Source organism: Mycolicibacterium xanthum, assembly GCF_019710635.1.
GTDB lineage: Bacteria > Actinomycetota > Actinomycetes > Mycobacteriales > Mycobacteriaceae > Mycobacterium > Mycobacterium xanthum.
Map to the genome: position 1 here is coordinate 1 of NZ_JAIFZS010000152.1, position 453 is coordinate 453.

Here is a 453-nt window from a genome sequence, read left to right on the forward strand (position 1 = left end):
CGACAAGCCGGCCGGGTCCGCCGCGCCGCCGCAGCGGCGCAGTGCGGCGGTGATCGCCGGCCTACGCGGTGCGGTGCTGCCCGCGCCGCTGCTGGCCGAGGTGATCGCCGCCGGGGCGAAAGTCCGCGTGGTCGCCGGGGTCGAGGACCTCACCGCCTGCCCCGGCTACCGGCCCTCGGCCGCGCTGGCCGAGTTCGTCCGGGCCCGGGATCTGACCTGCCGGGTCCCCGGTTGTGACCGGCCCGCGGTCTTTGCCGATCTCGACCACATCAATCCGTGGCCGGCCGGACCCACCCACCCGGGCAACCTGGGCTGCAAATGCCGTTTGCACCATCTAATGAAAACCTTCTGGCAGGGCTGGAAAGAGGTGCAACTGCCCGACGGAACGCTGCAGGTCACCACCCCGACCGGGCACACCTACACCACCAAACCGTTCTCCGCGCTGCTGTTCCC

General features: G+C 71.5%; 1 protein-coding gene. It reads left to right on the plus strand.

The annotated features are described in order from the left end of the window. A partial coding sequence (locus JDV09_RS26485) for an HNH endonuclease signature motif containing protein (protein ID WP_221372099.1) occupies positions 1 to 453 on the plus strand: 453 nt, incomplete at both ends.